The sequence below is a fragment of the Nonomuraea sp. NPDC001831 genome, assembly GCF_042892035.1.
Classification (GTDB): domain Bacteria; phylum Actinomycetota; class Actinomycetes; order Streptosporangiales; family Streptosporangiaceae; genus Nonomuraea.
The window spans coordinates 1-24,620 of the sequence record NZ_JBIATU010000035.1 but is presented as its reverse complement, the minus strand read 5'-3'; the positions used below and the strand labels follow the sequence as shown (position 1 = coordinate 24,620).

Genomic DNA, 24,620 nt, shown 5'->3' with positions numbered 1-24,620 from the left:
CCGCGTCGCGCGTCACCGGCAGCGGTCGCCGCCGAGGCGGAAGACCTCCGGGGCGGGGTTGGGCCCCGAGGCGTGCGTGCCGACGAAACCGAACGTCACGGACCCGCCGGGCCTGATGCGGCCGTTGTAGCCGAGGTTCCGCGCCGTCACCACCGCTCCGGACTGGACGAGCTCGGCCCCCCAGCCTTCCTTGATCCGCTGGTCGCCGGGGAACGACCAGCTCAGGGTCCAGCCGTTCACGCTCTCCTTGCCGGTGTTCTCGATCACGATCTGGCTGGTGAAGCCGCCGGGCCAGGAGCCGTGCGCCGAGTAGCGCACCCGGCAGGCGGCCTGCTCGCCCTTGTCCGCCAGGAACGCCGAGACCCACGCCAGCGGCGAGTTCCAGTTGATGGTCAGCTCGTTGGTGGACCAGGACTCGATGTCGTCGACGTAGCAGAACTGCGGCTTGCAGCCGCGCAGCAGCCGCTGGGCGACCGGGTCCTGGATGGCCGAGTTGGGGCCGCCGGCCAGGGAGCCGCGCGGCGGGCGGGGCAGCGCGTGGTCGAGCTGGTGGGCGTACCAGCGGCTGTGCTGGTTCTGGGCGGAGACCTCGCCGTAGCCGGTGACGTAGGAGATGTTGAGCGCGTTGCGGCCGAGCAGGTAGTCCATGCCCTCCCGGACGGCGGCCCGGTACTTCTCCTCGCCGGTCAGGTCGTAGGCGGTGGCCAGGACGACCAGGTTGTTGAGGACCAGGTTGTTGGAGCCCCAGTCGAAGTCCGCCGGCGCGTACGGCAGCCCGTACGGGTGCGCCCGCTGCACCGCCAGGTACTTGTCCGCCCCCTCGACGACCGACTGCCGCACCTTGTCCCGGCCCGGCAGCGCGTTGGGCACGGTCGCCAGGCCCAGCCGGCCGAGCTGGGCGGTGTTGCCCCAGTCGAAGCCGCGCTCGCGCCAGATGTCGCCGGTGTGGTGCGGCGAGGCCAGCACGAAGTCCGCGAACTCCTTCTCGCCCGTCGTCAGGTAGAGCTCGGCCGCCGCCCAGTAGAACTCGTCGGTCACGTCCGCGTCGTCGTACGCGCCGCCGCCCACGCCGTCGGCGGGGTCGGCGTACCGGGCCGGGTTCGCCTTCGCCGCCGCCCACGCCTTGCGCGCCGCCTTGAGGTTCCTGGCCGAGAACGCCGGGTCGTAGGGCGCGAACAGCCGGGCCGCCTGCGCCGCCGTCGCGGCCAGGTTGAGCGTCGCGGCCGTGGACGGCGGGTGCAGCTCGCGCTTCTGCGGGTCGAGGTGCGGCAGCAGCGGCAGGCCGGTCCAGTTCTGGTCGTGCACCTTGTGGTGGGCCATCCCCGCGTACGGCTTGCCGTCCGGCACCTGCATGCTCAGGATGAACTCCTGCTCCCAGCGGGCCTCGTCCAGCACGTCCGGGACGCCGTTGCCGCTCTCGGGGATCGTGAGCTGGCCGTCGGTGAAGGCGGCCCGGTCGCGTTCGTAGGCCGCCATGAGCTGGTGGACCGCGATGCCGCCGTTGACCACGTACTTGCCGTGGTCGCCGGCGTCGTACCAGCCGCCCTTGACGTTCAGGGTGTAGTCGCAGCCGCCCGCCTGGCAGGGCACGGCCGTGTCGCCCTGGTTGGGGGACGTGCCCGCGTGGCCGGCCGGGCGGCCGTAGCCGGGGCGCAGGCTGTCGAGGATCTCGATGCCGCTGCGCTGGGTGTAGTAGAACTTCAGCGCGTCCGTGGGGAGGGAGTCGTACACGTCGGCGTCGATGTCGAACGGCCTGCTGGTCTCGCCGTCGGCGGTCAGCGTGTAGCCCTCGCCGGGCTTGGCGTAGGCGCCGAAGTCGATGGTGTGCACGTTCTGGCCCGAGCTGGCGTCCATGCCCTTGGGGGCGGTACGTCCGTTCGCGACCGTTTCGTGTGCCGCGTTGCGCAGCTCCCAGTCCAGGGGCGTGGTGGCGTCGGTGACCAGGGTGGCCTTCTTCGGCCCCGAGGGCAGGTAGCCGACCATGTTCACCCGGACGCGCGGGCCCGTGTCCGGCTCGTAGACCTCGGGTTCGGCGCCGCCCTTCAGCGACACGTCGTCCATGCAGAACCTCCAGGGCTCGGCGCTGCCGCCCAGCTGGAACGCCACCTGGGCGTTCGGCAGCGAGACCGGGGCGGTGAAGGTGTAGGAGTAGTCGTTCCCCGAGACGCTCAGCTCCGGGGCGGCCGACAGGTACTGCGTCCACGGGTCCACGGGGAGCTGGATCAGGGCCTTGCCGACCTTGGCGGGGGTGGCGGAGGCCGAGAACCTGTAGGCGTAGGTGTCGCCGGCGACCAGCGGGACGCCGTCCTGGCCGATGATGACGTCCCAGGGGTTGGCGGTGCCGCCGGGGACGTCGGCGCACAGCCTGCCGCCGTCGATCGTCAGGGTGGTGTTGCCGGTGCTCCACCAGGGGGCGGTGCCGGCGTCGAAGGTGCCGTTCACGATCTGCTCGGGTCCCTCGTCGGCGGCGCGGGCGGACGCGGCGGGGGACAGGGCGACCATGGTGAGGAGGGCCAGCAGCGCGGCCCGGCATCGGGTCATGGAGGTCCTTCGGGGGGTTGGGAGCGCTCCCAATAGAGCGCTCCTGATCCTCCTTGCCCACCGCCGCCCCGTCAACGGATGCCCGCCATCGGTGCTGGAAGACGCTGAAACTTTCACGCCCCGGCCCGGACCGAGCCTGTCGGCCGCCCTTCACTGACGGCTCATGTTCTGGGAGGGTTTCGAACGTGGTCCCTGCCCTCACCCTGGCCGGGTGCGCCGCGCACGAGTTGCTCGAACGCCAGACCGCCAAGCTGGCCAGGCAGCTCGTCCGCGGCTTCGCCGAGGAGATCCCCCTCTACCGGCGGCTGCCGAAGGAGGAGCTCGACGGCGAGATCACCGTCATCACCGAGCACAACCTGCGGCTGATCGCCCGCATGTTCCGCGACCGCCGCCCGCCCACCAGGGCCGAGCTGGCCCCGCTGCGCTCGTCGGCGGCCCGCCGGGCCCAGGAGGGCGTGCCGCTGGAGGCCCTGCTGGCCGCCTACCACCTGGGCGCGCGCAAGGTGTGGGAGCACCTGTTCGCCGCGGCCACGCCCGCCGACTTCGAGGACGTGCTGACGGCCAACCGCCTCATCCTCCTCTACACCGAGTCGGTGACGGCCGCCGTGTGCACCGCGTACCTGGAGGAGCGCGAGGGGATGCTCAGCCACGAGCAGCACGCGCTGCACGCCGCCGTGTCCGCGCTGCTCGGCGGCGACCGGGCGGCCCTGGCCGGGGTGCGGCTGGCCCCGCGCTACCTGGTGCTGGCGCTGGCCGTCGGCCGGCATCCCGACGAGGAGAGCGACGAGCCGGGCGGGTCGATCGCGGGCCGCCGCAAGCTCCACCGGATCAGGACGGCGCTCCAGCGGGGCGCGGCCGAGCCGGTGCTGTCGGTGCTGGACACCACGGGCGGCCTGGTGTTCGTGCCGATCACCGGCGAGGACCCCGACTGGTACGAGGTCGGCGACACGGCCGTCGCGATGGCCAAGGCGGCCGGCGTGCCGGTGTGGGCGGCGGCCGAGATCGCCGCGCCGCCCGGCGTGCCGGAGGCGGTCAAGCTGGCCGAGGAGGTCCTGGAGGTGGTGCGGGTCTTCGAGCAGCCGCCGGGCGCCTACCGGCTGGCCGACGTGCTGCTGGAGTACCAGCTCACCCGGCCGACCCAGGCCACCGCCGTGCTCGCCGGGCTGCTCGACCCGCTGCTCGACAACCCCGACCTGCTCAGGACGCTCACGGTCTACCTGGACACCGGCCTCGACCGCCGCCGTACGGCCGAGCTGCTGCACGTGCACCCCAACACGGTCGACTACCGCCTGCGCAGGGCCGTCAGCCTGACCGGCCTCGACCCCGTGGACCCGGCCCACCTGCAACGCATCGGCGCCGCGCTGGCCGCCAGACGCCGGCACCGCAAGTGAACGGGAGCCGCCCCCGGCAGGGACGGCTCCCGTGATCTCAAGCGGTCAGACCGCGGACACCGCGGCGGTCACCACGGTGGCGAAGTTCCGCATCCCGAGGCCGTTGGGGTGGAACGGGGCGGCGGGCGAAGCCGGCACGTACGGCTCGATCCAGCGCACGCCGGGGGCCTTGCACGGGTCGTGGCCCACGCTCGGCGTCTGCAGGTCCACGAACGACACGCCCGCGGCGGCGGCCTGCTCGGCCAGCATCCGGTTGAAGTACTGGAGCGTGGCGCGGATGTAGTTGGCGTCGGCCTTGATGATCGGGACGGTCGGGTAGCAGCCGTTCGGCGGCGCGTAGGTGGCGTAGCCGACCATGAAGATCCGGGCGCGCGGGGCGCGGGCGCGGATGTCGGCCACCAGCGTGGTCAGCTTGGGCCGCAGCGCGTCGGTCTTGACCCGCCAGGAGTCCTGGCCGTCGACGACGTAGTCGTCGTTGCAGGCGTCGCCGACGGGCGGGGGCAGCAGGTTGAGGCAGTCCTCGATGAAGCCCGTCAGGCCGACGTCGTTGGCGCCGATCTGCACCGTGACCAGCGTGGTGTCCGAGCTGAGCGCGTCGAGCTGGGGCGCGACGCTGCCGAGGTCGGTGCTCTGGGAGTTGTACATGTCGCGGGTCTTGGCGCCGGAGCAGGTGACGTCCCTGAAGGTGGCGGCGCCGATGGCCTGGGCGGTCAGGTGGGCGTAGTTGTGGTCGGAACGCCAGCACCCGAGGTCGGGCACGACCTGGTTGGGCACCAGGGGACCCGACGCGGCGGAGTCGCCGAGCGCCACGTACACCTCGCCCTGGGCGGCGTGTGCGGGCGGCGCGACGCCGAGCGCCAGGGCGGTCGCGGAGAGCAGGACGAGCAACCGTCGGACCATGGAGGACTCCTTCGGCGGAGGTGGGGGGTGCGATGGCCGTGCCGGTCAGCGGTTCCGGTGAGGGAGGCCGGGCCGGTCAGCGGCTCGGGTGGGGTGAAGCCGTGCTGGTCAGCGGCGGAAGGGCCCGGTCACCTCGTACGTGATCCCCCCGGTCCCGGCGGTCTCGCCGCTGGTGCCGCGCTGGGAGGAGAAGTAGAGCCGGGTGCCGTCGGGGGAGAACGCGGGGCCGGTGATCTCCGACTTGGCCTGGCCGTCCAGGCGCATGACGGGGGCGACCACGCCGTCGGGGGTGATGATGTTGATCTCCATGTTGCCGCCGTCCTCGGCCACGTACAGGTCGCCGGACGGGCGGCCGGTGATGTTGTCGACGCCGTCGAGGGTGCCGCCGCCCTCGTAGATCGCGGTGACCGTCTGCCTGGCGGTGTCGTAGGCCCAGACCTTGCGGTCGCCCTTGGCGGTGAAGTAGCAGATCCCGGCGGCGTAGTGGCAGCCCTCGCCGCCGCTGAAGTGGCGGGCCGCCGAGACCTGGTGCCTGGTCTGGGTGTCGAAGACGCCGGGCGTCGCGTCGGGCACGGGCCGCCACTCGACGTCGTCGCCGCCGGCCCCGCAGAGCACGTCGAGCCGGCCGCTGGACAGGTCGCCCCAGGTGGTGGGGGTGAACCGGTAGAAGCAGCCGTCGCCCTCGTCCTCGGTCAGGTAGACGACCTTGTGGTCGGGGTCGCAGGCCGCGGCCTCGTGCTTGAACTTGCCCATCGCGGGACGCTGCTGGGCGGAGCGGTTGCCGTACGGGTCGGTCTCGTAGACCTTGCCGCGGAAGATCTCCTCGCACGACAGCCAGGTGCCCCACGGGGTCGCGCCGCCCGCGCAGTTGAGGTTCGTGCCGCTCAGGATCCGGTACGCCCGCTCGATCGAGCCGTCGGCCCTGAACCTGATCGCCGAGGCCCCGCCCACGAGCGGCACCTCGGAGTTGGACACGTAGATCCAGCCGGAGCCGTCGGCGAAGCACGCGCCGCCGTCAGGAGCGGGGTGCCACAGCGTGCCGCCGACGACCCGGCCCGACCTGGCCACCACCCGGCTGGTGAAACCGGCGGGCAGCGCCATGCCGTTGGCGTCCGGGGCGCCCAGCGGCCCGTACGGGCTCACGCCCGCGCCCGCCGCGGAGGCGACGGCGTCGTGCCACATCGCCCCGGAGAACGCGACCGCCGCGGAGACGGTCCTGATGAAGGTACGACGGCGCATCATCACTCCACGTGGCTCGCGTCGTTCGAGGTCGTTTGAATTCGCAGACATGACGATGAGCCCTGCTCGTCCTTCTGTGAACTGGACAGGGCGGTAAATCCGGACGGTCAAATCTGTGACGCCTCACAAATCTGGGCGGCATTCCGTGAAGCCGATTGACGGCGGCCCCGGCGCGATCCACCATGGCGCGAACCCCCGGCCTCGATCAGCCCCCGAGGTGCCCGTGCGCGTGCTTCCCCGTCTCCTCACCGCCCTCGCCCTGGCCTGCGCGACGCTCGCGGCCCCGCCGGCGTCACCGGCCTCGGCGGTCCCGCAACCGTCCGGCTGCGACCCGATCGACCCGGCGGCCTGCCTGCTGCCGTTCCCGAACGACTGGTTCACCGTCGCCGACCGGGGCACCGACACGGGCCGCCGGGTGGCTTTCGCGGCCGAATCCATGCCGGTCTCGGTGGCCGGCGTGCCGATCGCGCCCGCCGAGTGGAACAGGAACGACGGCTTCTCGCCGGGCTCGATGCTGCTGGCCAGGGTGCCGGGCCTCGACCTGGCCAGGACGGGCGCCGCGCCGATCACCGACATCGGTAGGTCGCTGGACCGGGACGCGCCCGTCGTGCTGCTGGACACCGTGACGGGGGAGCGGTGGCCGTACTGGGCCGAGCTCGACGCGAACGCGCCCGCCGGCCGCCAGGCCCTGATCGTCCGCCCGGCCCGCAACCTGAGCGAGGGCCACCGGTACGCCGTCGCCCTGCGCGACCTCCGCGACGCCGCCGGCGCCCCGATCCCGCCGAGCCCCGCCTTCGCCGCGGTCGCCGGGCCGCCCCTGCCGCCGGACCACGAGCTGCACGACCGCCAGCGCCGCCTCCAGCCCGCGCTGTCCGCGCTGCGCCGCGCCGGCGTCGGCACCCGCGGCCTCTACCTGGCCTGGGACTTCACCGTCGCCAGCGCGCGCGGCCTGGCCGGTCCCGCGCTGGCCATGCGCGACGACGCCCTGCGCACGCTGCGCGGCCGCGCGCCCGCCTTCGAGGTCACCTCGGTCACCGACCTCACCCCCGAGCAGGACGCCCAGATCGCCCGCCGGGTCGAGGGCGCCTTCCGGGTGCCGAGCTACCTCGACCGTCCCGGCGGCCCGCCCGGGTCGGCGCTCAACCGCGGCCCCGACGGCCTGCCGGCCCGCCTGCCCGGCAACGAGCAGGTGGCGCCCTTCCGCTGCGAGATCCCCCGCGTCGCCTTCGACCGCCCCGCCCGGCCCTCCCTGTACGGCCACGGCCTGCTCGGCAGGCACTCCGAGGTGGGCGCGTCGAACGTGAAGACCATGGCGCAGGAGCACGGCTTCCTCTTCTGCGCCACCAAGTGGATCGGCATGGCCGACGAGGACATCCCGAACGTCGTCTCCGTCTTCACCGACATCTCCCGGTTCGGCACGATCCCCGACCGCACGTTGCAGGGGTTCCTCGACTTCATGTTCCTGGGCCGCGCCATGACCGCCCCCGACGGCTTCGCCGCGCACCCCGCCTTCCGCACCGCCCGCGGCCGCCCGCTGATCGACCTGCGCCACGGCCTGGTGTACGACGGCAACAGCCAGGGCGGCATCCTGGGCGGCGCGCTGGTCGCGCTGTCGAAGGACATCGAGCGCGGCGTGCTCGGCGTGACCGGCATGAACTACAGCACCCTGTTCAACCGCAGCGCCGACGCCGCCCCCTTCCAGGCCGCCTTCGACCGGGCCTACCCCGACAAGCTGGACCAGCAGATCGTCCTGGCGCTCATGCAGATGCTGTGGGACCGCGGCGAGGCCGACGGCTACGCCGCCCACCTGACCGACCGCCCCTACCCGGGGACGCCGCGGCACCGGGTGCTCATGCACGTGGCCTTCGGCGACCACCAGGTGGCCACGGTCACCGCCGCGGTCGAGGCCCGCACCGTCGGCGCCCGGCTGCTGACCCCGGCCCTCGCCCCGGGACGCAGCCCGGACGTCGTGCCGTTCTGGGGCATCCCCGGCATCCGCGGCCGGGCCCATCCCGGCTCGGCCCTGGTGATGTGGGACAGCGGCGCCCCCGCGCCGCCGCTCACCAACACCCCGCCCACGCAGGGCGAGGACCCGCACGAGAAGCCGCGCAGGACCCCGGCCGCCCAGCTGCAGAAGTCGGTGTTCCTCAAGACCGGCGTGGTCGCCGACGTCTGCGATGGGCCCTGCGTCACCCAGTGAGGCCGGGCCGCCACATGGGCCAGAACAGGGCGCCGTCGGGCAGCGCGAACGGCTCCTCGGCGTGGTAGCCGTGCCTGGCGTACAGGTCGCGGCTGCGGGCGCTGCTGGCCTCCAGGTAGGCGGGCGCGCCGTCCAGCAGGGCGTGGTGGCGGCGCAGCAGCGCCGATCCGAGGCCCCGGCCCTGGTGGTCCGGGTGCACGGCCAGGAACGCCAGGTGGTGGTACGGCGGCTCCGGGTGGTGCCGTTCGAACAGCTCGTCCAGCACCCGGAAGCGGTCGGCCCACCTGCCGGTGGCGGCGGCCAGGCGGCGGTCGTAGTCGGGCGGCTCGGGCAGCGGCGCGTCGGCGGTGTGCCGCAGCCAGACCGCGACCGCGCGGCCCTCGTCGAGCAGGTCCACCTCGCCGTGCTCGATGGCGTGCGAGACGAGGATCAGGAAGTCGGCCACCATGATCTCGTGCCGCCCGGCCGGCTCGGGCACCAGGTACGACACGGCGGGCAGCCGCGCGAACGCGGTCGCGATCAGCTCGGCGACCGCGCCGGCGTCCTCGGGCGTCGCCCGGCGGACGTCGTGCGCCGCCACGTCCTGGGCGCGCCTCAACGGACGGCCTCCGGCGTGGCGGCGGCCTTGGCGCCCATGCCCACCAGCGAGTACACGCTCGGCTGTCCCGCGCGCAGGACCAGCGCCCAGCCCACGCCGAACAGGGCGGCCGCCGCGTACACGACCGGCAGGATCCAGGCCAGCGGATCGCCCTCGGGCACCCCGAGCAGCGTCGCGAAGTTGTCCAGCGCCAGCCACACCATCACCGCCAGCGCCAGCGCGGCGGGCACCGGGGCCAGGAACCGCCGCGCCAGGCTCTCGCCGCTCGGCTGCCGGGCGAAGAAGGCGACGATCGCGATCGAGGTCACGAACACCAGCAGCAGCACCCCGAACCCGCCGAACGAGCCGCCGTAGAAGAAGAGCTGCACCAGCGGGTCGAGCCCCAGGACGGCGTAGACCACGATGACGACCAGCCCGAGCACGGTCTGCGCGATCGAGCCCGACCGGGGCGCGCCGCTGCGCGGCCGGGTGCGGCCGAAGAAGGCGGGCAGCACCCGCTCGCGGCCGAGCGCGAAGAAGTACCGGGCGGTGGTGTTGTGGAAGGAGATCATGGCGGCGAACACGCTGGTGACGAAGAGCACCCGGGCGATGTCCACGACCGCGCCGCCGAGGTGCTGGTTCGCGATGACGAAGATCGTCTCGGCCTGGTCGCGGCGGGCGGCGGCCACGATGTCGGCCGGTCCCGTGGCGACCGTCATCGCCCACGACGACAGCGCGTACAGCCCCGCGATGATCGCCACCGACGCGTACGTGGCCAGCGGCACGGTACGCCGCGGATCCCGGCTCTCCTCCGAGAACACCACCGACGACTCGAACCCGACGAACCCGAGCGTCGCGATGACCAGCAGCGCCCCCACCCCCGGCACGAACAGAGCCGCGGGCGACAACGTCTCGGCCGAGAACCCCGACCGCGCCGGGTTGACCAGGTCCGCCAGGTCGAACAGCAGGATGACCGCCACCTCGGCGGTGAGCAGGACGGCCAGCAGCCGCCCGTTGACGTCCACCCGCATCAGCCCGAGCACGCCCACCAGCGCCCAGGCGACCAGCGAGATGGCCCACCAGGGCGGCGCGCCGCCGAACCAGCGTTCCAGCAGCGGGGTGGCGGCCGCGCCGAAGGCGCCGTACAGGCCGACCTGGAGGGCGTTGTAGGCGATCAGCGCCACCCAGGCCGCCGCGATGCCCGCCGGACGGCCGAGCCCCCGGCTGATGTAGGTGTAGAACGCGCCGGCGTTGGCCATGTGGCGGGCCATGGCGACGTACCCGACCGCGAACACCGCCAGCACCGCGCCCACGACCAGGAACGCGATCGGCAGCCCGGTGATGCCGGTGACGGCGTAGCCAGTGGTGATCACACCGGCGACGACGGTGAGCGGCGCGGCGGCCGACAGGACGAAGTAGACGACCGAGGGCGCGCCGAGCCGGTCGGCGGCCAGGGCGCCGGCGATCGGGTCGGGCGCGGCGCCGGATCTCGCGGAGGGCATCGCGTTCCTTTCTGGGGGGTTCAGGTGCGGTGTGGCCGGGCCGGTGGTCCGGGGCTCACGTCCGGTAGGTCAGGACGGCGTCGCCGACGGCCGCGCTCACCTGGCGGCCGAGGTCGCTGAGCGGCTGGGGCATCGCGGCCAGCACCGTGGTGAGGTACTGGTGGGCGCCGCGCCGGTCGGCCGGGTCCTCGACGACGACGTCGGTCAGGTCGCAGGCCTCGGCCAGCGCCGCCAGCGCCATGTCGTGCGGGGTCAGCGGCTGCCACTTCACCAGCGCGAGCCGCAGCCGGGCGGAGGGCCACATGGCCCGGTTGAAGTCGGTGGAGAAATAGCGGAATTGTTTACGCTTGAGCAGCCTCGGGGTTTCGCGTTCGAGCAGTCCATTACCCATCAACCGGCCGGTGACTTCGGTGACCGAGCGTTGTGCGAGGTAGGCCAGCCAGGTGCGCACGTCGGTGTGCTGCGGGGAATTGCCTATTTCGGTCAGCACCTTTCCGGTCAGCTCGTCCGGGCCCCGGCGGCGGTCGACCACCCGCAGCCGGACCCCCTCGACGGTGATCCGCTGCTCCAGCACCAGCTCCGCGAGCAGCGCCCCGGCCAGGCCGAGCGCCACGCCCGGGACGTGCAGCCGAGGCTTGCCCGAGCCCGTCGCGTCCCAGCAGACGAAGAAGAAATCATCGGCAAGCAAAAATCGGCCCGCTCACTATAGGAATTGGTGGATGACCGGTTCGGGAAGCAGCGTGTAGCCGCCAGCGGCAATTTCTACCAAAAACCCGCATCTCCGGGCTAGACCCTATTTATCGGGAAATAAAAAAACACCGGCTTCGCGGAGAAGCCGGTGCCGCCCGATCCGGGCCCGTCAGCCGGTGATCGCCGGGGTTCCGGATCGTCAGTTCGCGCAGTCCTGCTTGTCGAGGGCCAGGCCCATCTCGTAGATCTTGCCGTTGCGGAGCAGGAAGTAGTAGTGCGCCTTGGCGTTGCCCGGCGCGGCGACGTACGGGAAGCCGCTCGCGGCCGTTCGCAGTTTGTTCGCGTAGGCGCGCTTGAGCTGGGCGTTGGTCGAGCCGATGCCGATGCCCTGCGGCGTCCTGACGCCCTTCGGGGCGAAGATGATCGCCACGCCCTGCTTCTTGGAGATGAAGAGGCCGACCGTGTCGCGGCCCGTCCTGTGGGCCTTGAGGTCCCAGCCGGAGCAGGAGGGGGAGTCGAGGCCGGCCTTGTGGACGATCTTCCCGGTGGCCTGGGCGGCCTTGGCGCTCATGCCCAGCGTGACCCCGCCGTACCCCTGGGGGCCGAAGGCGGGGGCGGCCAGCGCGGGGGAGGCGGTCCCGGCCAGCGCGACGCCCGCCGTGAGGGCCGCCGTGAGGGTCGCCGCCGCGATGATGTGCTTCGTCGTCATGCAGGGTTTGACTGCGCGCCCGGCGCACAAGTTCGCCCGGTTCGCCTGCGGCTCCGGGCTGACGTGTCCGTTACGCGGTTGAGGGATGGTCTTGTCCCGAGCCCGGGTACTGGTGCCGGTGATCACAGCCCAGGAGGCACCAGAGATGACGGATGTTCCTATCGTTGTCGGCATAAATCGTACTCAGGATGGTTCTGTTGCTGTCGCTGTGGGCGAGTCGGGCATGTACAGCCTGCAGAAGGAGCGCATCACCCGGCGCAGGCACCACTGGGGCCGGCTGGGCGACCTGCCGGACGTGTACCTGCCCGAGATGCCGCTGCTCAAGGAGCCCGTGGACCTCGTGGTCGAGGGATACGCCGCCGACACCGAGATCGAGCACAAGGACGCCTACGAGGAGGAGCTGCGCGAGACGCTGAACCTCAAGGAGGACGCCCGGGTCGTCCTGGTCTCCCACCATCTCAGCCACCTCTACAGCGCGTTCCCGCCCTCGCCGTTCGACCGGGCGGCGGGCCTGGTGATCGGCGCGCAGGGCAGCCGGGTCCGGGACCTCACCGAGCCGGCCCCGCTGCCGAAGGGCACCCGCGACGACATGCTGGAGGTCGCCTCGTTCTACCGCTGCGAGCGCGGCGGCCCGGTCGAGTGCCTGGCCAAACAGCTCTGGGACGGCGACTGGGCCCGGCCGACCGGCCTCGGCTGCTTCTCCACCCTGCTGACCAGGCTGCTGTGGCCCGAGGGCGAGGGCAACGAGGCCAAGGTCATGGGCCTGGCCCCCTTCGGCGACGCGTACGTGTACGGCCTGCCCGACCTCGACGTGCGCGGCCACGAGGTGTTCATCCCCGAGGAGTGGATCGAGACCTTCGCCCAGCGGGACGCCTACGTCTACGAGCCCGGCGGTGAGCGCTTCTCCCGGGCGGCGGACCTGGCCGCGGCCGGCCAGCGGGTCTTCGAGAACGCCCTCGCCCAGGTGGTCGCCTGGCTGCACGGGCAGACCGGCCTGGACCGGCTGGTCTACGCCGGCGGCGCCGCGCTCAACGCCACGGCCAACGGCCGGATCGTCCGCGAGTCGCCGTTCCGCGAGGTGTTCATCCCGCCGAGCCCGCACGACGGCGGCTCCGCCGTGGGCTGCGCCCTGTACGGGCTCATCGAATGCCTCGGCGTCGAGAGCCGCTTCCGCTGGACCGACGACTTCCTCGGCCCCGACCCGGACGAGACCGAGATCGCCGCCGCGGTGCGGAGCCTGCCGGACGGCCTGGTGGCCGAGCAGCCGGCGGACCTCGTCGGCGCGACCGTGTCGCTGCTGGAGAGCGGCCGGGTCGTGGGCCTGCACCAGGGCCGCAGCGAGTCGGGCCCGAACGCGCTCGGCAACCGCAGCGTGCTCGCCGACCCGGCCAGGCCGGACATGCAGGACTACGTCAACTTCGAGGTCAAGGGCCGCGAGTGGTTCCGCCCGCTGGCCGCGCTGGTGCTGGCCGAGCACGCCGAGCGCCTGTTCGGCGTCGACCGCCCGGCGCCGTTCCTGCAGTGCGTCGTGGACGTGCGCCCCGAGCACCGCGCGAGCCTGGCGGGCGTGACCCACGTGGACGGCACGGCGCGGATCCAGACCGTGGAGGAGCGGGCCACCCCGTTCCTGCACGCCCTGCTGACCGGGTGGCACGCGGCGACGGGCTCCCCGGTGCTGGTCAACGCCTCGCTCAACGGCCCCGGCGAGCCGCTGACCGAGACGCCCGAGCAGTCGATCGACACCCTGCTCGCGACGAGCCTGCACGCCCTGGTCATGCCGCCGTACCTGATCCGCAAGCGCGAGGAGCCGCCGGTGCCCGGCCTGACCTGGGACCGCGACTAGCATGCGCGTTCACCCAGCCGTCCCCGTGGTGCTGGCCGTCGTGGCCGCGCTGTCGGCGGCCTGCGGCGGCGGCCCCGTGCGCACCACCCAGGGGGTGGTCGTGACGTCCGGCTCGCCGTCGCAGACCACGCGGAACGCGCTGGCCGGGAAGGTCGTCGTGCTCGACCCCGGGCACAACGGCGGCAACGCCTCCCATCCCAAGGAGATCAGCCGCCCGGTCGACATCATCACCGGGCGCAAACCCTGCAACACCACCGGCACCCAGACCGCCGCGGGCTACAGCGAGCACGCCTTCACCTGGGACGTCGCGAACCGCCTGAAGCCGCTGCTCGAAGACATGGGCGCCAAGGTGGTGCTGACCAGGCCGGACGACACCGGCGTCGGCCCCTGCATCAACGAGCGGGCGGCCATCGGCAACAAGGCGGGGGCGGACGCCGTCCTGTCCATCCACGCCGACGGCGCGCCGCCGGCGGGCCACGGCTTCCACGTGATCATGCCGGGCCTGGTGCCCGGGCACAACGACGCGATCATCCAGCCGTCCAGAAGGCTCGGCGTGGCCGTCCGGAACGCCTTCCGCGACGGCACCGGCATGCCGTACGCCACCTACGTCGGCGAGCAGGGCCTCCAGACCCGCACCGACCTGGGCGGGCTCAACCTGTCCACCCGCCCCGCGGTGTTCATCGAGTGCGGCAACATGGCCAACCCGGGCGACGCCGCCAAGATGTCCGACGGCGAGTTCCGCGGGGAGATGGCCGGCTCCCTGGCCGCCGGGCTCAAGCAGTTCCTGACCGGCTAGGCCCCGTAGGCGCGCAGGAAGACCTCGACCGCGGCGTCGGCGAGCCGGTCGAGCTCGGCCTCGGTGTGGTGCTCGCCGCCGCCCGCGAACATGACCTTGTTCACCGGGATCCACAGCAGCAGGCCGACGAAGTGCTCGGCGGCCAGCCGCGGGTCGTCCATGGGACGCAGGCCGTGCCCGGCCAGCCGGCCGAAGGCCGTGGACATGCTCTCCAGCGAACGTTCGAAGCCCTGCTCGTACCAGGTGCGGCCGAGGTCGGGGAAGCGGTCGGCCTCGGCGATGATCAGCCGCCGCAGCCGCAGCACGTCGGGCTGCATGATCGAGGCCAGGAACTCGTGGGCCAGCTTGCGCAGCCCCTTGTCCAGGTCGTCGTCGCCGGCCAGCGACTCGGTGATCAGCTTGGCCAGGCCCTCGATCTGCGCCGTGGTGTCGAGGATGATCGTGGTGAAGAGCTGTTCCTTGTCGCTGAAGTGCTTGTAGACGGTCTGTTTCGAGACCGCGGCGATCGAGGCCACCTCGTCCATGCTCGCGCCCACGTAGCCGTTGCGCAGGAACACCGCGCGCGCGGCGTCCAGGATCTGCCTGCGCTTGCGGGCCGTCCGGCCGTCCTCGTCGGTCAACGTCACGCCACCTTTTCGATCATGAGTTCGCATAGTACTGGACAGTTCCGTACTGATGTGAGTACTGTACCGTCCAGTTCCCGAAACGAACAGGAGTGACGACCTCATGAGCGACCTTCAGCAGCAGGTGCAGCAGACCGCCGACAAGCTGGTCGAGTCAGGCGCCGAGCGCGGGTTGCAGGTGGCCGTCTACCGCGACGGCGTGCAGATCGTGGACGTGGTGGCGGGCGTGGCCGACCCGGAGACCGGCCGTCCGGTCACCTCCGACACCCCGTTCTACAACTTCTCCATCGGCAAGGGTGCGACCTCGACGGTCGCCCACATGCTGGCCGAGCGCGGCCTGTACGACTACGACACCCCGGTCGCCGACTTGTGGCCGGAGTTCGCCAGGAACGGCAAGGGCGGCGTGACCGTCCGCCACGTGCTGACCCACACGGCCGGCGTGCCCGGCGTGCCGCTCGACACCACGCCTGAGGACGTCTGCGACTGGGACAAGATGGTCGCCGCCCTGGAGAACGCCGAGCTGTGGTGGGAGCCGGGCACGAAGATGGGCTACCACGCCTACACCTTCGGCTTCCTCGTCGGCGAGATCGTCCGCAGGGTCACCGGCAAGCGCATCTCGCAGGTGCTGCTGGAGGAGGTCTCCGGCCCGCTGGGCGTGGCCCGCGAGCTCTACTTCGGCATGCCGCCGGCCGAGCAGCACCGCCTGGCCCGGCTGGAGGACGAGCCGATGGACCCGTCGGCGTTCGGGGACCTGCCGGCCGACCTGCCGATGTTCAAGGCCGGGCCGATGGAGCTGATGCCCAATGCCGCCCTCGGCAGCAGGCCCGACTACCTGACCGCCGACATCCCGGCCGGCGGCAAGACCTCGGCCAGGGCCATCGCGCGCATGTACGCCGCCCTGCTCGGCGAGGTGGACGGCGTGCGACTGATCTCGCCGGAGCGGCTGCGCGAGGCGACCACGGTGGCCTACAGCGGCCCGGACGAGGTCTTCGGCATGCCCTCGACGTGGGGGCTCGGCTTCACCATCGGGCTTCCCGGCGGCTCGCCGCAGGAGAGCGCGACGGCGTTCGGCATCGGCGGGGCGGGCGGCAGCTACGCGTGGGCCGACACCGCGACCGGCACCGCCGTCGCCCTCACCAAGAACCGCCTCACCAACGACTTCGCGGCCGTCGGCGAACTGGCCGCCCTGGTCGCCCGGTCCTGAGGGCGCGGGGGTCTCACCGCCTCCGCGGCGGCTCAGCCGTCGCGGCACAGGGGCCGGCCGCCGACCACGCAGGCGATGCCGTCGAGGTCGCAGCTCAGCAGGGTGCCGTCCATGCCGAGCACGAGCACGAGATCGCTCCTCGACCGGTGGGCCAGCATGATCCGGCCGACGACGCCGTTGTCCAAGACCACGGTCGGGCGGCTCGCAGCGCTGTCCATGTCCTGGCGACTCCTCTCGGGTTCACAACAGGCCACGCGCCGGACCCGTCCCCACCAGGATGCACAGCCTCCGCCTCCGGCGCATCGGTCATCCGGCTCTACTTTCGTACGGATCCTGCGTTGTCGCCCTCCCGCCATGCTCGCGGGAGGCGTGGTGCGAGACTGGCAGCGGCAGGCGACGTGCGAAGGAGGCCGGCGTGCGGACGTGGTTGACCGAGCGGTTCGGGCTGACGGTGCCCCTGGTGGGCGCGCCCATGGCCGGAGTGGGCGCGGGCCGGCTGGCCGCCGCCGTCTCCGCGGCCGGCGCGCTCGGCGTGATCGGGGTGTCCTCCGCCGCCCCCGCCTCCTGGATCGAGGCCGAGGCCGCCGTCGCCGCCGGGAGCGGGCGGCCGTACGGGATCGGGCTCATGGCCTGGGCGCTGCCCGGCAACCCGGCCCAGTTCGAGGCCGTGCTCGCGGCCCGGCCGCGGCTGGTCTCGGTGAGCTTCGGGCCGTACGAGCGGTACGTGGAGGAGCTGCGGCAGGCCGGCATCACGGTCGTCACGCAGGCGGGCACCACCGACGAGGCCCGCGCCGCCGAGCAGGCCGGCGTCGACGCGGTCGTGGCGCGCGGGGCCGAGGCGGGCGGTCACGGCCGGGCCGACGTCGGCACGCTGCCGCTGCTCCAGAGCGTGCTCGACGCCGTCCGCGTCCCGGTGCTGGCGGCGGGCGGCATCGCCACCGCGCGCGGGCTGGCCGCCGTGCTGGCGGCCGGGGCCGCGGGCGCGTGGGCCGGCACGGCGTTCATGGGCTGCGCGGAGACGGCCCTGCCGGAGACGGCGGCGGCCCGCGTGCTGGCCGCCGCCGAGACCGACACCGCCTACGGCCGCGTCTTCGACGTGGCCCAGCGCCTCGACTGGCCGGCCGAGTACGGCGGCCGGGCCCTGCGCAACCCGTTCTTCGACCGCTGGGCCGGGCACGAGGAGGAGCTGGCGGCCGACGAGGAGGCCGCGGCGCGGATCGCCGCCGCCCGCCGCGACGGCGACTTCGACACCGCCTGCATCTACGCGGGCCAGGCCGTCGGGATGGTGCGCGAACGGCGCACGGCCGCCGACGTGGTGGCCGGCTTCGCCGAGGCGGACGCGCTGCTGCGCCGCTTCGCCCCGCCCGGTGGATGACGCCCACCCTGGCCTGATGCATCCTCTTGTGTCATGACAAATCAGACGCTCCCCCCAGCGCCCCCGGCGCCCTCCGTCGCCACGGCACCGGGGACCGCGTCCGCCAGGGGCAGCGTGCTGGAGGTGATGGAGAAGATCGGCACGGTCGTCGTGCCGATCGCCGTCGCCGTCTACGCCCTGCTCTACCTGGGCTTCGAGAGCGTCTACGACACCTTCGGCATCACCCCCGAGCAGGCCGGGCTCACCCAGGCGAGCATCTTCGGCCACCTGGTGGCGACGCTGGTGCTGCTCTTCCTGACCCTGCTGCCGCTGCTCGGCCTGGTCGTGGGCGCCTGGTGGCTGCTCGACCGGGTCACCCGCGGCGCCGCCGGACGCGTCCTCGACCGGGGGCGGGAACAGCCGTGGCTGGCCGCCGCAGTGGGCGCGGCGCTGTCGGGCGTCGCGTACTGGGGGCTGCTCGGCATCCTCGACGTCACCGGCACGCCGGTGCTGATCACGGTCGTGGTGGTCGGGCTGTTCTGCCTGCTGGTGCCGTACCGGTTGCTGCGGGCGCGGCCCACCGGGCGGGCCGCGATGCGGGTGCTGACGGGCGCGCTGGTGGGGGTGGGCCTGGGGTTCGTGCTCGTCGGCTGGATGACCCAGGGGGCCGAGGCGGTGCACGACCGCGGCGAGGCGAACCTCGTGCTCCAGCTCACCGGCTTCTCCAACCAGTGGGCCGAGGTGCGCGACGACTCCGGCAAGCTCCTGTCGAAGGGGCAGCGCTGGCTGGTGCTCGGCCAGGACTCCGGCGCGTACGTGTTCTACGACTGCGCCACGGCCGGCACGATCCGCCGTCCGATCGACGCGACGGTGCTGAGCAGGATCGAGCTCGACCCCGAGTTCGACGCCCCCCGCCCCTGCGGCTATGCGACCAAATAGAACACGTTCCGGTAAGTTACCGCTTAGTATGGCCACCGAACAGTGGCAGGCGAGGAAATGGGTCACCATGTCTGAGCTAGAACGTGTTCCGCCCGGAGTCGATCCGAACGTGCCGAGCTCCGCCCGGGTGTACGACTACCTGCTCGGCGGCAAGGACAACGTCGCCGTCGATCGCGCCGTCGCCGAGAGACTGCTGGCCGTCGCGCCCGACGCCCGAGCCGTCGCCAGGGCCAACCGCCGCTTCCAGATCGAGGCCGTGCGGCACGTCGCCCGCCAGGGCGTGCGCCAGTTCATCGACCTCGGCACCGGCATCCCCACCTCGCCCAGCATCCACGAGACCGTCCGCGAGGTGAGCCCGGCCTGCCGGGTGGTCTACGTGGACCACGACCCGATGGTCCGCCTGCACGCCCAGGTGCTGCTCGCCGACCAGCCCGGCGTCGCCGGCATCCAGGGCGACCTGCGCCGGCCCGCCGACATACTCGCCGACCCGCACGTCACCGGCCTCATCGACTTCGACCAGCCGGTCTGCGTGCTCATGGTCGGCGTGCTGCACTTCGTCATGGACGACGAGGACCCGCCCGGCATCGTGGCCGCCTTCAGGAAGCCCATGGCGCCCGGCAGCCATCTGGTGCTCTCCCACGCGATGGCCGAGAGCTCTCCCGAGGCCGTCGCCCAGCTCCGCCTGGCCACCGCCGGCTCGCCCGCCCAGGGCGCGTTCCGCAGCCACGCCGAGGTGCTGCGGCTGTTCGACGGGTTCGAGCTGATCGGGCCCGGCCTGGTGCCCGTCCAGGACTGGCGGCTCACCGACGACGACCACCTCCCGCTGCTGGACGGCACGCCCCGGCTCCGGCTCGACGCGGGCGTGGGCCGGGTGCCCGTTCAGTAGTCCTTCAGCGCGATGTTGGTGGCGAACTTGTCGGTCACCTTCATCATCAGGCCGAGCAGGAAGCCGAACTTGAAGGTCCAGTTCCGCATCCGGATCCCGGCGGGGGAGCCGGGCGCCAGGAACGTGCCCGCGTTGTTGCCGCTCCTGGTGACCTTGGAGTAGCGGCGCATCTGGCGCTCGTACTCGGCGAAGGCCACGCGGTGGTCGCCGCCCGCCGCGGCCAGCTCCTCGGCCAGCACGTACGCCCCCACCAGCGCCAGCCCGCTGCCGAACCCGCCCAGCGTGCTGCCGTACGCCGCGTCGCCCAGCAGCGCCACCCGGCCGTTGACGTACCGGTCGATGTTCACCCTGCTGATGGAGTCGAGGTAGACGTCCTTGGAGCCGCGCACCGCGTCGAGGACCTGCGGGGTGCGCCAGCCCATGCCGGCGTAGGCCCGCTCCAGGATCGCCTTCTGCTGCTCGACGTCGTAGCGGTCGTAGTCGAGCCGCTCGGAGGCGAAGACGAAGAACGCCGGCGCCTTCGGCCCGCCGACCGCGACCATCCTGCCGGGCTCGTTGTACATCTGGCCGTGCGGGCCGAAGTCGGTGTCCAGCTCCACCAGCGCGTAGTAGTGGCCGAGGAAGTCCACGCACTCGGACTCGGGGCCGAAGGCCAGCCTGCGGACGTTGGAGTGGATGCCGTCCGCGCCCACGACCAGGTCGAACGTGCGGGGGGCCGAGCGTTCGAAGGTGACGTGCACGCCGCCCGGGGCCTCGGTGAGCGAGGTGATGGAGTCGCCGAAGACGTACTCGCAGGTGGCGGCGGTGCGCTCGTACAGCAGGCGGGCCAGGTCGCCGCGGCGGATCTCGAGGTCGCCGCCGGTGAACTCGCCGGGCATGACCCCGAGCGTGCGGCCGTCGGCGTCCACGAAGTACTGGTCGGTGCCGCCGGTCTGGAGGCGGCGCACGTCGTCCAGGATGCCCATGCGGGTCAGGACGGTGTGGTGGGTCTCGCCCTTGAAGTCCACCGCCTGGCCGCCTTCGCGCAGGGCCGGCGCCTTCTCCACGACGGTGACGTTGCAGCCGCGGCGGGCCAGGCAGTGGGCCAGCGCGGGGCCGCCGATGCTGGCGCCGGAGATGAGTACGCGGGTGTTGTGCAGGTTGTCTCTCATGCCGGCAAGCCTCGCCGGGAGCGCTGACAACCCGGCGACGACCGGCTGACAGTCTCCGGCGCGGGCGTCCCCGACTGTCAAGGGCCGGGCTGTCAGGTGAGGATCGTGGAGCGGGCCTCGTCCCTGGTCATCGCGGCGCCGCGGGCGTACAGGGCGGCGAAGCGCTCCGGGCCGAGCGCGGCCGTGGCGGCGGCGGCCGTCGCGGCGACGTCGTGGTCGCCGGTGACCGCCGTCCCGCGCAATGCGACGCCCACGCCGAGCAGCAGCGCCGCCCGTTCCGGCGGGTCGTCGAGCAGCGCGGCCCCGGCCAGGCCCTCGACGGCGTCGGCCAGGTCGCTGTCGATCGGCGAGCGCAGCGCGACGGCCACCGCCTCCCGGTGCCGGGCCACGGCCTCGCCCGCCTCGCCCCTGGCCTGGGCCAGCCGGGCCAGCGCCGTGAGCACCTGCGGATCCGTGCTGCCGGCCAGCGGGGAGCCCGGAGCGGTGGCGGCCAGCGCGTCCCGCAGCCGTTCGGCGGCCTCGCCGAGATCCCCCTCGATCCTGGCCAGGTCGCCCAGCCTCACGTGCACGGCCGCCGTCAGCTCGGGCCGCCCCAGCTCGCGGGCCAGCTCGCGGGCGCGCAGGCAGTCGGCCCTGGCCGCGGCCAGGTCGCCCGCCCGCAGCCGGGCGTCGGCTCGCCGGCACAGCACGTCCACCAGCTCGTCCAGCGCCCCGAGCTCGTCGAGCAGGTCGAGCGCCTGCGCCCACAGCTCCGTCGCCCGCGCCCACTCGCCGCGCCAGCCCGCGATGACCGCCAGCCAGTCGAGCCCCTGCGCCTTCCCCCAGCGCTCGCCCAGCGCGCCGAACTCCGCCCGGACGATCTCCAGCTCCCGCTCGGCCGCCACGATGCCGCCGTTCAGCAGCATGAGCAGCGCTTCGCCGAGCCGGCCGAGCGCCCGGCTCCACGGGTCGCCGCCGAGCTCGCGCTGCCGCGGCCGTTCCACGTCGCGCTCGGGCGGCCCCGCGGTCATGCCCCACAGCGCGGCGGCGAACGGGTGCCGTACCGGCCGGTCCGGGTCCGACGTGAGCTCGGCGGCCCGCCTCCAGTGCGGCGAGCCGGTGCCGGGGGCGGCGTGCAGGACGGCGAGCACGTACTCGTCGGTCAGGCCCGCCGGCGGTTCGGCGCCGAGCACGTCGAGCAGCCGCCGGGCCGGCTGGACGGCCTGGCCGCGCCGCCCGCTCAGGTACCAGTACATGGCCAGGGCGGCGATCAGCCGCAGCGCGGCCGGCGGGTCGTGCTCGACGCACCAGCGCAGCGCGGCCTGGAGGTCGGCGTCGTCGGCCCCCAGGAGGGCCAGCCATTCGAGCTGCTCGGCACGGTAGAGGTGGGGTTCGGCGCGCTGGGCGTGCCCCAGGTGCCAGGCGGCGTGCGCGGCGCGCATCCGCTGCTCCTCGCCCGCCTCGGCCAGCCGCTCGGCGCAGAACAGCCGGACGGTGTCGAGCATGCGGTAGCGGTCGCCGGCGGTCTCCACCAGCGACTTGTCCACCAGATCGGCCAGCAGCACGGCGCTGTCCTCGCCGCACACCCGCTCGACCGCCGCCAGCCGGGCCCCGCCGGAGAACACCGAGAACCGCCTGGCCAGCACCTGCTCCTCGGCGTCCAGCAGGTCCCAGCTCCACTCCACCACCGCGTGCAGCGTCCGGTGCCGGGCGGCGGCCGTGCGGTCGCCGCGTGAGAGCAGCCGGAACCGGCCGTGCTCGGCCAGCCGCGCGGCGATCTCCGCCACGGGGAACGTGCGCACCCGGGCCGCGGCCAGCTCGATGGCCAGCGGCAGGCCGTCCAGCGCCGCGCAGATGCTCAGCGTCGCGTCGAGGTCCAGCTCCAGCCCGGGCCGTACGGCGGCGGCCCGGTCGGCGAACAGCCTGACCGCCGGGTAGGCGAGCGCGTCCCCGGCGGGCGTGCCCGGGGGCGGGGTGGCCAGCGGCGGGAGCGGCACCAGGTGCTCGCCGGTGATGCCCAGCGGCTCCCTGCTGGTGGCCAGGACGCGCACGCCGGGACAGCCGGCCAGCAGGCGGCGGGCCAGCGTGGCGGCCTCGGCGACGACGTGCTCGCAGTTGTCCAGGACGAGCAGCAGGTCCTGCTCGGCGAGGGCGGCGACCAGGCGTTCGGCGGGGTCGGCCGGGCCGGCGACGCCCGGGCTGAGCGCCGACTCGCGCAGCCCGAGCGCGTTCAGCACCAGCAGCGGCACCTGCCCCTCCCCGGCCGCGGGCGACAGGTCGGCGAAGCACGCCTGCCGCTCCCGGTCGCGGGTGGCGGCCTCGACGGCCAGGCGGGTCTTGCCGGTGCCGCCGGGGCCGGTGATCGTGACCAGCCGCGCCCCGCGCAGCGCGGCCAGGCGGGCCAGCTCCTCCTCGCGGCCGACGAACGTGGTGAGCTGCGGCGGCGGCGCCGACCGCGTGGCGTGCGCGCGCCGCTGCTCGCCGCGCAGGATCGCCAGGTGCAGCGCCGCCAGCTCGGGCGAGGGGTCGGCGCCCAGCTCGTCGGCGAGCAGCCGCCGCGCCTCGTCGTAGACGGCCAGGGCCTCGGCCTGCCGTCCGGCCGCGTGCAGGGCGCGCATCAGCAGGGCGCGCGGGCGTTCCCGCAGCGGGTGGGCGGAGACCAGCTCGCGCAGCCCCGCCGCGGGCTCGGCCTCGGGCAGGTGCAGGTCGGCCTCGTACAGGTCCTCCAGGGCGGCCAGGCGCAGCTCCTCCAGCCGGTCGGCCTGCCCCGGCGCGTACGCGGCCTCGCGCACGTCCGCGAGCGCCGGGCCGCGCCACAGGTCCAGGCACTCCCTGAGGACGGCCGCCGCGGCCGCGTGCCGGCCCCCCGCGAGCAGCCGCCGGCCCTCGCGGGCCAGCCGCTCGAAGCGGTGGGCGTCGACGTCCTCGGGCGGGACCGCCAGCCGGTAGCCGGCGCCGTGGAACTCGATCAGGTCGGCGGGCAGGTTGCGGCGCAGCCGGGAGATCTGCGCCTGTACGGCGTTGGCCGCGCCGGCCGGCGGGCTCTCGCCGTACTGGGCGTCGATGAGCCGGTTCACGCCGACCGTACGACCGGCCTCCAGCAGCAGCAGGACGAGCAGGGCACGCGGCCGGGGGCCGCCCACGGCGATCGGGTCGCCGCCGGCCGATCGCACCTCCAACGGGCCCAGGATGCCGAACTGCACGTGCCCGATTGTCCAGCATCGCGGCTGCTATCCGCACGTGGATGGGTGTGACCAGCGGTAACAGAAATGTCGGTATGCCTACCGATGAACATACGTATTTTCGCGCCATCAACAAGCGCTTAGCGTCTGGCGGCAACAAGGCGAAACGGTCCGCTTGCTGTATCCGTCACCCTTTATCACCCCCCACATCCCCTCACGCCCCGCGACCCAGGACACCCCTGACCGCTCGGCGGCCCGCGCGCGCCCAAAGGCGGCAACGGCCGGAGGGAGCCCGCCGAAAGGAGCACCACAGCGTGAAACGCAAAGCCTTACTCGCGGCGGTCGCCGGCCTGGCCACGGCCGCGACCATGACGCTTCAGGCGTCACCCGCGAGCGCCGCCCCTCCCGGAGCCACCCCCGCCCAGCAAGGCTCCAGCAGCACCCGAGCGGCGGCAGACCCCGCCTCGCTCGCCGCGGCAGTCGCCGACAAGGCCGTCTCCAGCCAGCTCGACAACCTCAGCAGAGGCCCCGACGAGGCCTACAGCCGCCGCAGTGTCACCCCCGGCGCCGGTGACATGTTCTACGTCGCCTACGACCGCACCTACAAGGGCCTGCCCGTGATCGGCGGCGACGCCGTCGTGGTCACCGACGCCGCCGGCCACGTCCGCGACACCGTCTCGGCCACCGGCCCCACCACGCGCGACGTCGCCACCAAGGCCACCGTCACCGCGGCCAAGGCCACCGCCACCGCCAAGGGCCGCCTGTCGCGGGTGGACGACAGCACCGCCCCCCGCCTGGTCGTGCTGGCCAAGGACGCCACGCCCAGGCTGGCCTGGGAGGTCAAGGTCTCCGGCCTGGCCGCGGGCAAGCCCAGCGTGCAGAACGTCTACGTCGACGCCCGCACCGGCGCCGTC

The 24,620-nt window shown here is 73.4% G+C and carries 19 protein-coding genes and 1 pseudogene; 9 read left to right on the top strand and 11 right to left on the bottom strand.

Going from position 1 to position 24,620, the window contains the following annotated elements:
- Window positions 1–12 precede the first annotated feature (12 nt).
- Window positions 13–2,541 carry a glycoside hydrolase family 9 protein gene (locus ACFYYW_RS48800; protein WP_387661383.1) on the bottom strand — a complete coding sequence of 843 codons (2,529 nt, stop codon included), beginning with the start codon at window positions 2,539–2,541 and terminating at the stop codon, window positions 13–15.
- 185 nt (window positions 2,542–2,726) lie between these two features.
- On the opposite strand from ACFYYW_RS48800, the gene ACFYYW_RS48795 reads away from it, so the two are divergent.
- The gene (locus ACFYYW_RS48795; protein ID WP_387661380.1) at window positions 2,727–3,932 is read left to right on the top strand and encodes a PucR family transcriptional regulator; all 1,206 of its coding nucleotides are present in this window, start codon (window positions 2,727–2,729) and stop codon (window positions 3,930–3,932) included.
- A 45-nt stretch (window positions 3,933–3,977) separates the two neighbouring features.
- Here the strand turns inward: ACFYYW_RS48795 and ACFYYW_RS48790 are convergent, their stop codons facing one another.
- Together ACFYYW_RS48790 and ACFYYW_RS48785 are read right to left on the bottom strand one after the other, a co-directional pair.
- Window positions 3,978–4,832, bottom strand: a complete 855-nt coding sequence (locus ACFYYW_RS48790) for an SGNH/GDSL hydrolase family protein (RefSeq protein ID WP_387661377.1) — start codon at window positions 4,830–4,832, stop codon at window positions 3,978–3,980.
- Between the two features lie 108 nt (window positions 4,833–4,940).
- Window positions 4,941–6,071: an alkaline phosphatase PhoX gene (locus ACFYYW_RS48785; protein WP_387661407.1), complete on the bottom strand. Its 1,131-nt coding sequence runs from the start codon at window positions 6,069–6,071 to the stop codon at window positions 4,941–4,943.
- A 229-nt stretch (window positions 6,072–6,300) separates the two neighbouring features.
- Here ACFYYW_RS48785 and ACFYYW_RS48780 point away from each other — a divergent pair, with 229 nt between their 5' ends.
- On the top strand, window positions 6,301–8,271 hold the full coding sequence (locus ACFYYW_RS48780) for a hypothetical protein (RefSeq protein ID WP_387661374.1): 1,971 nt from the start codon (window positions 6,301–6,303) through the stop codon (window positions 8,269–8,271).
- Here the strand turns inward: ACFYYW_RS48780 and ACFYYW_RS48775 are convergent.
- The 4 genes from ACFYYW_RS48775 to ACFYYW_RS48760 all read right to left on the bottom strand — a co-directional run bounded on the left by ACFYYW_RS48775 (window position 8,261) and on the right by ACFYYW_RS48760 (window position 11,749).
- Window positions 8,261–8,869, bottom strand: coding sequence for a GNAT family N-acetyltransferase (locus ACFYYW_RS48775; RefSeq protein WP_352320633.1), 609 nt, complete (start codon window positions 8,867–8,869; stop codon window positions 8,261–8,263). The two genes, ACFYYW_RS48780 and ACFYYW_RS48775, sit on opposite strands and share 11 nt — an antisense overlap.
- Entirely contained in the window at window positions 8,866–10,350 is a 1,485-nt protein-coding gene (locus ACFYYW_RS48770; protein ID WP_352320632.1) for an APC family permease, read from the bottom strand. The genes ACFYYW_RS48775 and ACFYYW_RS48770 overlap by 4 nt, the downstream gene beginning before the upstream one ends.
- 55 nt (window positions 10,351–10,405) lie before the next feature.
- Window positions 10,406–11,038 (bottom strand): GPP34 family phosphoprotein, encoded by a 633-nt coding sequence (locus ACFYYW_RS48765; protein ID WP_387661371.1) that lies wholly within the window; start codon window positions 11,036–11,038, stop codon window positions 10,406–10,408.
- A 201-nt stretch (window positions 11,039–11,239) separates the two neighbouring features.
- Window positions 11,240–11,749 (bottom strand): hypothetical protein, encoded by a 510-nt coding sequence (locus tag ACFYYW_RS48760; RefSeq protein WP_387661368.1) that lies wholly within the window; start codon window positions 11,747–11,749, stop codon window positions 11,240–11,242.
- Window positions 11,750–11,972: 223 nt separating this feature from the next.
- On the opposite strand from ACFYYW_RS48760, the gene ACFYYW_RS48755 reads away from it, so the two are divergent.
- A complete protein-coding gene (locus ACFYYW_RS48755; protein WP_387661366.1) occupies window positions 11,973–13,592 on the top strand; it encodes a carbamoyltransferase C-terminal domain-containing protein in 1,620 nt (539 codons plus the stop codon).
- 1 nt (window position 13,593) lies between these two features.
- Complete coding sequence (locus ACFYYW_RS48750; protein ID WP_387661364.1) at window positions 13,594–14,388, top strand: N-acetylmuramoyl-L-alanine amidase; 795 nt, start codon at window positions 13,594–13,596, stop codon at window positions 14,386–14,388.
- On the opposite strand, the gene ACFYYW_RS48745 is transcribed toward ACFYYW_RS48750, so the two are convergent.
- Window positions 14,385–15,014 (bottom strand): TetR/AcrR family transcriptional regulator, encoded by a 630-nt coding sequence (locus tag ACFYYW_RS48745; protein WP_352320623.1) that lies wholly within the window; start codon window positions 15,012–15,014, stop codon window positions 14,385–14,387. The genes ACFYYW_RS48750 and ACFYYW_RS48745 overlap by 4 nt on opposite strands.
- 100 nt (window positions 15,015–15,114) lie before the next feature.
- Between ACFYYW_RS48745 and ACFYYW_RS48740 the strand changes: the two genes are divergently transcribed.
- Window positions 15,115–16,215, top strand: coding sequence for a serine hydrolase domain-containing protein (locus ACFYYW_RS48740; RefSeq protein WP_364412770.1), 1,101 nt, complete (start codon window positions 15,115–15,117; stop codon window positions 16,213–16,215).
- Window positions 16,216–16,247: 32 nt separating this feature from the next.
- Here ACFYYW_RS48740 and ACFYYW_RS48735 read toward each other — a convergent pair whose 3' ends face one another.
- Window positions 16,248–16,433 (bottom strand): hypothetical protein, encoded by a 186-nt coding sequence (locus ACFYYW_RS48735; protein ID WP_352320620.1) that lies wholly within the window; start codon window positions 16,431–16,433, stop codon window positions 16,248–16,250.
- A gap of 197 nt (window positions 16,434–16,630) precedes the next feature.
- Between ACFYYW_RS48735 and ACFYYW_RS48730 the strand changes: the two genes are divergently transcribed.
- From ACFYYW_RS48730 to ACFYYW_RS48720, 3 genes are all read left to right on the top strand, one after another.
- On the top strand, window positions 16,631–17,590 hold the full coding sequence (locus ACFYYW_RS48730; protein ID WP_387661360.1) for an NAD(P)H-dependent flavin oxidoreductase: 960 nt from the start codon (window positions 16,631–16,633) through the stop codon (window positions 17,588–17,590).
- Window positions 17,591–17,623: 33 nt separating this feature from the next.
- Window positions 17,624–18,508: a hypothetical protein gene (locus ACFYYW_RS48725; protein WP_387661357.1), complete on the top strand. Its 885-nt coding sequence runs from the start codon at window positions 17,624–17,626 to the stop codon at window positions 18,506–18,508.
- A 67-nt stretch (window positions 18,509–18,575) separates the two neighbouring features.
- The gene (locus ACFYYW_RS48720; RefSeq protein ID WP_387661354.1) at window positions 18,576–19,394 is read left to right on the top strand and encodes an SAM-dependent methyltransferase; all 819 of its coding nucleotides are present in this window, start codon (window positions 18,576–18,578) and stop codon (window positions 19,392–19,394) included.
- Here ACFYYW_RS48720 and ACFYYW_RS48715 read toward each other — a convergent pair.
- Complete coding sequence (locus tag ACFYYW_RS48715) at window positions 19,388–20,545, bottom strand: FAD-dependent monooxygenase (RefSeq protein ID WP_387661351.1); 1,158 nt, start codon at window positions 20,543–20,545, stop codon at window positions 19,388–19,390. The genes ACFYYW_RS48720 and ACFYYW_RS48715 overlap by 7 nt on opposite strands.
- Window positions 20,546–20,637: 92 nt before the next feature.
- On the bottom strand, window positions 20,638–23,727 hold the full coding sequence (locus ACFYYW_RS48710; RefSeq protein ID WP_387661348.1) for a BTAD domain-containing putative transcriptional regulator: 3,090 nt from the start codon (window positions 23,725–23,727) through the stop codon (window positions 20,638–20,640).
- 293 nt (window positions 23,728–24,020) lie between these two features.
- Here ACFYYW_RS48710 and ACFYYW_RS48705 point away from each other — a divergent pair.
- Window positions 24,021–24,620 (top strand): annotated as a pseudogene (locus ACFYYW_RS48705) (peptidase M28); the annotation flags it as partial.

Coding starts and splice junctions, on each gene's coding strand:
- ACFYYW_RS48800 (WP_387661383.1), bottom strand. CDS start 2,541: ATGACCCGATGCCGGGCCGCGCTGCTGGCCCTCCTCACCATGGTCGCC.
- ACFYYW_RS48790 (WP_387661377.1), bottom strand. CDS start 4,832: ATGGTCCGACGGTTGCTCGTCCTGCTCTCCGCGACCGCCCTGGCGCTC.
- ACFYYW_RS48785 (WP_387661407.1), bottom strand. CDS start 6,071: ATGCGCCGTCGTACCTTCATCAGGACCGTCTCCGCGGCGGTCGCGTTC.
- ACFYYW_RS48770 (WP_352320632.1), bottom strand. CDS start 10,350: ATGCCCTCCGCGAGATCCGGCGCCGCGCCCGACCCGATCGCCGGCGCC.
- ACFYYW_RS48760 (WP_387661368.1), bottom strand. CDS start 11,749: ATGACGACGAAGCACATCATCGCGGCGGCGACCCTCACGGCGGCCCTC.
- ACFYYW_RS48755 (WP_387661366.1), top strand. CDS start 11,973: ATGTACAGCCTGCAGAAGGAGCGCATCACCCGGCGCAGGCACCACTGG.
- ACFYYW_RS48750 (WP_387661364.1), top strand. CDS start 13,594: ATGCGCGTTCACCCAGCCGTCCCCGTGGTGCTGGCCGTCGTGGCCGCG.
- ACFYYW_RS48740 (WP_364412770.1), top strand. CDS start 15,115: ATGAGCGACCTTCAGCAGCAGGTGCAGCAGACCGCCGACAAGCTGGTC.
- ACFYYW_RS48735 (WP_352320620.1), bottom strand. CDS start 16,433: ATGGACAGCGCTGCGAGCCGCCCGACCGTGGTCTTGGACAACGGCGTC.
- ACFYYW_RS48725 (WP_387661357.1), top strand. CDS start 17,624: ATGACAAATCAGACGCTCCCCCCAGCGCCCCCGGCGCCCTCCGTCGCC.
- ACFYYW_RS48720 (WP_387661354.1), top strand. CDS start 18,576: ATGTCTGAGCTAGAACGTGTTCCGCCCGGAGTCGATCCGAACGTGCCG.
- ACFYYW_RS48715 (WP_387661351.1), bottom strand. CDS start 20,545: ATGAGAGACAACCTGCACAACACCCGCGTACTCATCTCCGGCGCCAGC.